This window comes from Microcoleus sp. S13_C3, assembly GCF_036700905.1.
Lineage (GTDB): Bacteria > Cyanobacteriota > Cyanobacteriia > Cyanobacteriales > Microcoleaceae > Microcoleus.
Genome location: NZ_JAUBPT010000093.1, coordinates 24,187 through 32,390, shown reverse-complemented (window position 1 = coordinate 32,390; position 8,204 = coordinate 24,187). Strand labels below are relative to the sequence as shown.

At 45.5% G+C, this 8,204-nt stretch carries 3 protein-coding genes; 1 reads left to right on the top strand and 2 read right to left on the bottom strand.

What is annotated here, in order from left to right:
• Positions 1-291 precede the first annotated feature (291 nt).
• Positions 292-4,566, bottom strand: coding sequence for a PAS domain S-box protein (locus QUA16_RS23105; protein ID WP_333106074.1), 4,275 nt, complete (start codon positions 4,564-4,566; stop codon positions 292-294).
• Between the two features lie 451 nt (positions 4,567-5,017).
• Between QUA16_RS23105 and QUA16_RS23100 the strand changes: the two genes are divergently transcribed.
• On the top strand, positions 5,018-6,385 hold the full coding sequence (locus QUA16_RS23100) for a TldD/PmbA family protein (protein ID WP_333106075.1): 1,368 nt from the start codon (positions 5,018-5,020) through the stop codon (positions 6,383-6,385).
• 410 nt (positions 6,386-6,795) lie between these two features.
• Here QUA16_RS23100 and QUA16_RS23095 read toward each other — a convergent pair whose 3' ends face one another.
• The gene (locus tag QUA16_RS23095) at positions 6,796-8,196 is read right to left on the bottom strand and encodes an ATP-binding protein (protein WP_333106076.1); all 1,401 of its coding nucleotides are present in this window, start codon (positions 8,194-8,196) and stop codon (positions 6,796-6,798) included.
• Positions 8,197-8,204: the final 8 nt, after the last annotated feature.

The following is an 8,204-nucleotide window of genomic DNA, read 5'->3' as shown; positions in this document are numbered from 1 at the left end:
CCCGTCCTTTTTGGACGGGCGGGACGCTCATCCCACAATAACAATTAAAATTGTAAGTTATTTAATTCGCGATCCCTACCACTGCGGAGTCAATTTAAAATCTCAAATCTCAAATCTCAACTAAAATTTAAAATCGACTGGCGCACCCTAAGCTGTGTTGCATCTAGATTGCCTATGGTATTAGAGAGGGAGAGGGTTCGATGGGGATGGGGGGATGGGGGGATGGGGGGAGAGGATTTGAGGATTTTTAATCAGGAATCGAAATATACAATTTAAATGCAGAACAGCTTACTATTTATACACTTGGTCGATCGCAATCTCAATCTTAAAAGTCGTTCCACATCCTATGGACGAAATACAGTCAATCTTGCCCTTGTGCTTTTCCACCACAATCGAGTGCGCGATAGACATTCCCAACCCCGTACCTTTCCCCACAGCTTTCGTAGTAAAAAACGGGTTAAAAATTTGAGCGAGTATTTCATCGGGAATGCCCATACCGTTGTCCAAAATTTCTACTATCACAGTGTTCTGGGGCGTTACGCCAGTGCAAATAGTAATCCGGCCACTCGTATCTGCTTCCCGAACGGATAACTTTTGATATCGTTCTTCAATAGCATCAATTGCATTAGCAATAATATTCATAAACACCTGATTCAGTTGACTGGCATAGCACTCCACCAGTGGCAGTTTTCCAAACTCCTTAATTACTTCAATTTCCGGGCGACAGTCCCTACTCTTCAAGCGGTGCTGCAAAATTAACAAAGTGCTTTCAATTCCCGCGTGAATATCCACCGGCTTCATTGCCGATTCGTCCAGTCGCGAGAAATTTCTGAGGGACAATACAATTTGCCGGATGCGCTCGCTTCCTACCTGCATCGAACCCATAACTTTTCTTAAATCCTCAGCCATGAAATCCAAATCAATCTCTTCTATGCGATCGAGAATTTTTGAATTAGGATCGGGATACTCCTGTTCGTAAAGAGTCACCAGATCGAGCAACTGTGTAGTATACTGGTTGAGATAATCAATGTTAGCGTGAATGAAGTTAACTGGATTATTAATCTCGTGAGCAATTCCAGCAACTAATTGCCCCAAAGAAGACATTTTTTCAGTTTGGATGAGCTGAGTTTGAGTAGAGCGCAATGACCGCAGCGCTGACTCTAAATCTCGCGCTTTTTCTCTTTCTCGCGCCTCGCTTTGTCGCAGTGCTTCCTCTGCTTGCTTGCGAGTCGTAATATCCTGACAAAATCCAATTATTACCTTAGCCTGACCGTCAGGATTCCTGCTAAAAATAGTATCCCGACTTTGCAGCCACAAAAATTGACCATTTGCTGCCAGCATTCGGTAGTCAATTTCCCAAATTTCGCCATCTTCAACTCCTACAAAGCTGGCGTGATGTTTGACAATTTTCGGCAAATCTTCGGGGTGTATTAACTGAGGCATCAGTGAAAAATCCATCGCTGTAATGTCGTCGCGGGTATAGCCCAAAAGCCCCAGCAGTGAAGTATTAGCGTAGATATTTCGCTGTTCTTCCAAGTCGTAAAGATACAAAATACCGGGAGTAGCATCGGCTACTTTTTGAATAAACTGCTGGCTTTCTTGCAAAGCTAATTCAGCTTGTTTGCGATCTGTAACATCAACGGCGATGCCGTCCCAAAGAATATCGCCGTTGTCCTTAGCTTCAGGACGCAAATTTATCTGAAACCAACGAATGTTGCCGGAAGGCAGCACCATCCGTCCTTCCCACTGCCAAGGTTGCAAACTCTGGGCAGAAATAGCAACAGATTCATCATGATTTTGGCGGTATTCTGGATGAATTAAATCTGTTACCAAAGCCGCATTTTTCAGAACATCTTCTGGTTCTAACTCAAAAATTTCTCGGCAAGCAGCACTTATGTAAGGAAAACTGAAAGAGCCATCGGGACACAACAAAAATTGATAAATTACTCCCGGCACATTACCCGACAGCTTTTGGAATCTTGCCTCGCTTTCCCGCAGTGCTTCCTCTGCTTGTTTGCGCTCCGTAATGTCAGTAATTGAACCAACCATGCGGACTGCTTTTCCAGATGCGTCCCACAAAGCTTGCCCCCGACTCAATATCCATTTGTAAGCGCTGTTGTAGCACCACAATCGGTATTCGGTGATGTAATGCGGCGTTTTTCTCTCCAAGTGTTCTTGAAGAAGTTCCTGAGACATCTCTAAATCATCGGGATGTAAACTCGTATTCCATGTGTTATTATAATCGCTAATGTCACTATCTTCGTAACCAGTGATTTCCTTAAAGCGATCGGACACAAAAAGTTCCCCTGTTTGCAAGTTCCAGTCCCAAATGCCGTCATTGTTACCTTTGAGTGCTAACTGCCAGCGTTCTTCAGTTTGCCTCAATTGAGCAGTTCTCTGTTGGACTCTATTTTCTAGTTCTTGATTGAGCTGTTTGAGACTTTCTTCTGCCTGGTTGCGTTCGATCGCAATTCCTGCTAAATTCATCGACGCTTCTATCAATTGCAGATCGACAATTGGGGGTTGGCACGGTTGGGAATAATACATTCCAAAAGTTCCCAAAACTTGACCCTGAGATGATAAAATAGGAGTAGACAAGCAAGCTCTCAGTCCAAAACTTAAGGCTAAATCTCGATAATTTTCCCACAAAGGATCGCTGGCAATATCTGTAACGATCACTTGTTGGCCGGTAAAGGCAGCAGTGCCGCAGGAGGCTACATCCGGGCCGATGTCTCTGCCATGAATAGCAGCATTGTAACTGTCGGGCAAACTGGGCGCGGCTCCGTGCAGTAAATGTTCGCCATCTGGAGCTAGAAGCAATATTGAACCGATGACATCTCTAGATTGCTGCTCGATAATTTCAACTAAGGTATTTAAAGTATCGCCCAGAGGAGCGCCCTTAGCAATCATTTCTAAAATTTGTTTCTGACCGGTTAACCAATTTTCAGCTTGCTTGCGCTCTGTAATGTCGCGGGCTACCCACAGAGCAGTTTTTTCTTTCAGTGGCGAAATGGTAGCGGCAAACCACTTTTGTACGCTGGCAATTTCCAGGTTATATTCAAAAGTACAGGTTTGATTTGTAGCGAGACTGGTGCGAATTTGCTCCAGAAAAAATTCTCCCTTTTCTGGAGCGAATAAATCGTTAATTTTTTTACCTGCAAATTCCGCCGTCTCCTTGTACAATAATTGGGGATTTGTCGGGGCAACTTTCAGGAACCGTCCCTCAATATCGAGCTCGAAAATTACGTCGTTCATGGCAGCGAACAAAGCTCGAAGTTCCGATTCAGAAGCTTGCAGGGCGATTTCAGCTTGTTTGCGCTCGCTAATATCCGTCCCGATACAAAGCAACCCGGCCACATTTCCCTTCGCATCTAATAAAGGTTTATTTGTCCACGCTATCCACACCCTTTCTCCATTGCTGCGGATGTTTTCATTTTCGTTTTGGAAGTATTTTTGTGGCTGTGCCAAACAGTATCGAATCTTTGTCGCGAGGTCACTTTCAAATAAATCTGTTTTCGGTATAATTGTGCCGATCGCACTTTTGCCAATGATTTCTGCTTCTGAATATCCGAAAAAAGTTTCAGCGCACTCGTTAAAAAAAGTAATCTTCCCTTCACTGTCTAACTGCACAATCATGCTGTTAGAATTCTCAACTAATTGCCGATACTTAGCTTCGCTGGAACGCAGTTTCGCACGGCCATACACCCAGCTAAAAACCGCCACCCCGGTGAAAACAGCCAGCAAGCCGCCTCCAAAGAGCAGCCACCCCCGAAACGGCGAATTCGCACGCCATCCCCCCGCCGGAATTGCGGCCAACTGCCAGGAACCGTTGGGCAAAGTCACTTCCAGCAGCACCGGATTCTGCTCAAAAATTGACCCGTCACCGAAAAACAAAGGGCCGGATGCTCCCGAACCGTCTTTGCCCCGCAGAGCGTATTGTAGCTTCGCTGAGGAGTCGTTGAGTCCTGCTTCCTCAATGAGGGTATTTTTGTCGATAATCAGGCCTGTCAAGCCCCAGTAAACTCCTGTTTCAGGCTCGGCAGCGGAGGGTGTGAGAAAAATGGGCGATCGGCTGATGAACGTCTCGTCCCCCTCCAATAATTTCACGGGCCCGGCAAGCAAAGTTTTTCTGGTTCGGATGACCTCTTTGACCATTTGCCGCTGTTCGGGTAGCGTCGTCAAGTCAACCCCGATCACCCCTTCATTTCCCTCCCGTGGATAAATGTAAGCCACCGTCGTGCCTTTAACTAAAGTTATGGCGCGAATGCCCGGTTGCTGTGCCACCAGAATTCTCGCCGTCGCTGTAAACTCGGCTTCGGTGATGTTTGGGTTGTTGGAAAGGTAAGCCCCCAAGCCCCGCATCAAATACAGGCGGGAATTCAAAGAGCCTTCCAGCTTAGAACGGACTGTGCTGAGGCGATCGAGGGTGCTAGCGCGGTTGTAGTGAAAAAACCGCCGCTGTTCTGAGCGATCTAAAATGCCAACTCCGACCAAAATTGCTATTGATGCCGAAATTGCTGCTAAATACGGTGAAATTTGGAATTTTTTAACCTTAAAGGATTCCATCTGTCGGGGGTTAAGGTATTTTTTTACGTCTTTAGATAGATTTAGTTTAGTTTGATTTCTCTAGGCAAATGCAAGATTTTCGGCATACCGGGCTTTTCGCAAGCGGGCGCGAGTTTGTTTTGTTTTAGGACGCCCGCCGAACGTCGGCGATCGGCAAGCTTCTAATCCTCAATTCTATGGAAAAAGTTTTAAATCTCCAATCGACTGACCGAAAGTAATGTCGTCATAAGCCCCCGGATTCATTGCTTCGCAGGCTCAGGACGGCTCAATCTAAAATCTAAAATCTAAAATCTAAAATCGATTGACTCGCCCTCGATCGGGTAAGGCGCGCCATGCTCCCGCACCACAGCGGTGGGGGAACGCGCACCCGAAAGACGGGAGTTATTAGCTAAAATAGGGTTAGCAATAATTTTTTTCAGCGCTACGCCGAATCTATCATAGGGGCAATTTGATGCAAGAACAGTTGATGGAAGCGATCGCACCTTACCGCGATCGCGTAGATTATCTAGAAGTTCGCCTCGAACAAAGCGAGTCAACTGCGATTAGTTTTCGCGGCCCTCAGTTAGATGCTGTCAACCGCAGTTTTAGTCTCGCCGGCGGCATCCGCGCCTGTCACAAAGGTGGCTGGAGTTTTGTAACTTTTAACGGTTTAGATGAGTTAAAAGACCGCATTGAAGAAGCTGTAGTCCAGTCTCGTTTGGTTGGCAGCGAAAAAACTCTACTAGCAGATGTCACCCCGATTCAAGATTATGTAGCGGTGGAATTGGGCCGCGACCCGCGATCTATTACTCTAGCCGAAAAGCGGAAATTGCTCGAATCTTACAATCAGTTGCTGTTAGATTATGACCCGCGAATTCAGACGACAATGGCAGGTTACAGCGACAGATTTGGGATTACTTATTTTGTGAATTCTCAAGGTACTTGCATCGCTCAAGAGCGCTTGGACGTGACCGGGCGTTTCGGAGCGATCGCCCGTGGCGAGGGCGGTGTCGTCCGCCAAGGGTTTGAGTCGATTCACTCGCGATCGGATTACGATGTCTTGACAAATATTGAAGATCGTGTTAAGAGTGCGGCCGTTCGAGCAGTGGGCCAACTAGAGGCAAAATCGGTCAAAGGCGGTCAGTATCCGGTGATTTTAGACCCCTATTTGTCGGGGGTTTTTATTCACGAAGCTTTCGGGCATTTGTCGGAAGCAGACGGCATTTACGAAAACCCGAAAATGCAGGAATTGTTGACTTTGGGCAAGCCTGTGGCGATCGAACAATTGAATGTAATTGACGACGCAACTGTGCCGGGATTACCCGGAACTTTGAAATACGACGACGAAGGCGTGCCCGCTCAGTGCAAGCATTTAATTAAAAATGGAGTTTTAGCCGCTCGGATGCACAATCGCGAGACTGCGGGCAAAATGGGCGAAAGTCCGACGGGAAATGCCCGGGCCTTAAGTGCTACTTTTATGCCTTTGGTGCGGATGACTAATACTGCGATCGAGTCTGGCGAACATTCTTTTGACGAAATGGTTGCCGACATTGACGAAGGAGTGTATGCAGTGCGGATGTTGGGAGGACAAACCAACGGCGAAATGTTTACCTTTGCGGCGGCTCAAGGGTTCATGATTCGCGACGGCAAATTAGCCGAACCGGTGAGCGATGTCACTTTAAGCGGCAATGTATTTCAGACGTTAAAGGATATTGAGTCTATAGGAAACGACTCGGTTTATGCCTACGGCGGTTGCGGTAAAGGCGGCCAGAGTGGTTTACCCGTAAGCGTCGGCGGCCCCCATCTGCGGATTAAAAATGTTGTAGTAGGAGGAAGGTAATCATTAGTCATTAGTCATTAGTCATTAGTCATTAGTTATTAGTTCAAGACTTACGACACTGGTTAAGGTGAGGGTGCGATCGCGCCCTCACCTTAACCATTCCGGGGTACTAACAAGTTGACAACCGACTCAAAATTTACTATTGACTTTCACTCGCGCTGAGTGCGATGCCGGAGGCTACCGTTACCAAAGGTGTAAATTTCCGCACATCAATTAGCACAACAAATAAGCTTGACTTTTACTGATTTCGCGTTCTTGTAGCCAATTTTATTCCCCTTAATATCAATCCCGGCGGAGGACGGAATGATATCAAATCCACGCTTCGGGAGTCGGGCGTAAAGTCGAATCAAGCTGCCAACAAATAATTCGGGCAATTTTCATTTTTTTGACTCACAGTCAACAGTCAACAGTCAACAGTCAACAATGATTCCGGTGCAACCGGAATCGATATAACTTGCCTTCATCTCTACCCGCTCGCTCTGCCTAATGGGAATCTCAATCACAAATTCTGCACCCCGCTCTGACTGTGATAAACACTTCAAATCTCCGCCGTGCTTCTCCACCACAATCTGATAGCTAATAGATAATCCCAAACCAGTGCCTTGACCAACAGGTTTAGTTGTGAAAAAAGGACTAAATAGATTGGATCTTACCTCGCTTGTTATCCCCAGCCCATTGTCTTTAACACTGATTCTTACCCAATCCTGATTCAGCATAGCAGTACGAATCGTAATCGTACTTGGGTCGTTTTTAATTTGCTCCGGGCTGCGTTTTTTATCATACTGATTCAAAGCATCAATTGCATTGCTCAGCAAATTCATAAATACCTGATTCAACTGACCGACATAACATTCTACTTTTGGCAAATCTCCGTATTCTTGAATAATTTGAATAGGTGGACAATCAGGCTTAGGCTTGAGGCGACTCTGCAATATGACTATACTGCTGTCGATGCCATCGTGAATATTAACGGGTTTCATCTCAGCTTCGTCAAGGCGCGAGAAGTTCCGCAACGTCAGCACAATCTGACGGATACGTTCAGCCCCTACTTTCATCGAAGATAGCATTTTAGGCAGATCTTCTCTGATAAATTCTAGCTCTATGTTTTTAATTAAAGCTGCGATTTCAGGGTGATTATGGGCATCGTGCTGCTCGTAAAGGTTAATTAAACCCAATAAATGCTGAGTATACTCATTGACATAAGTTAAATTGCCATAGATAAAATTAACGGGATTATTAATTTCGTGGGCAACACCAGCAACTAACTGTCCTAAGCTAGACATTTTTTCAGTCTGAATAAGCTGAGCTTGGGTGCGCTGTAAATTTTGCATTGCGAGTTCTAGTTGGATAGCTTTTTCTCGCTCTCGCACTTCCGATTGCCGCAATTTGTCCTCTCTTTCTTGGCGCGAGCGTTCGTTTTCTTTTTGTTCTTGCACGTGCTGCAATGTTTTGTTAATAGTAATTTCTAAATCCTGAAAATCTATAGGCTTAGTCAAAAAATCAAAGGCCCCACCATTCATTGCCTTTCTAATATTCCCCAAGTCGCCATAAGCAGATATAACTACTGTTTTGACCAGAGTAACTAGCTCGTTAAGTTTCGCTAGCAAAGCCATACCATCCATGACTGGCATATTAATGTCGGTCAGTACAATATCTATATCTGGCTCCTCTTGCAACTTTGAAAGCGCTTCTACGCCATTATGTGCAAAAAAAACTTGGTATTCTCCTGCGCGTATCTTTTTTCTAAATTTTTGGGCAATTAAACATTCTAAATCTGGCTCGTCATCTACAAAAAGAATTTTTGCGGGCATATTAGGCT

Excerpts from the sequence above, each read along its gene's own strand:
- QUA16_RS23100 (WP_333106075.1), top strand. The coding sequence starts at position 5,018 with ATGCAAGAACAGTTGATGGAAGCGATCGCACCTTACCGCGATCGCGTA.
- QUA16_RS23095 (WP_333106076.1), bottom strand. The coding sequence starts at position 8,196 with ATGCCCGCAAAAATTCTTTTTGTAGATGACGAGCCAGATTTAGAATGT.
- QUA16_RS23105 (WP_333106074.1), bottom strand. The coding sequence starts at position 4,566 with ATGGAATCCTTTAAGGTTAAAAAATTCCAAATTTCACCGTATTTAGCA.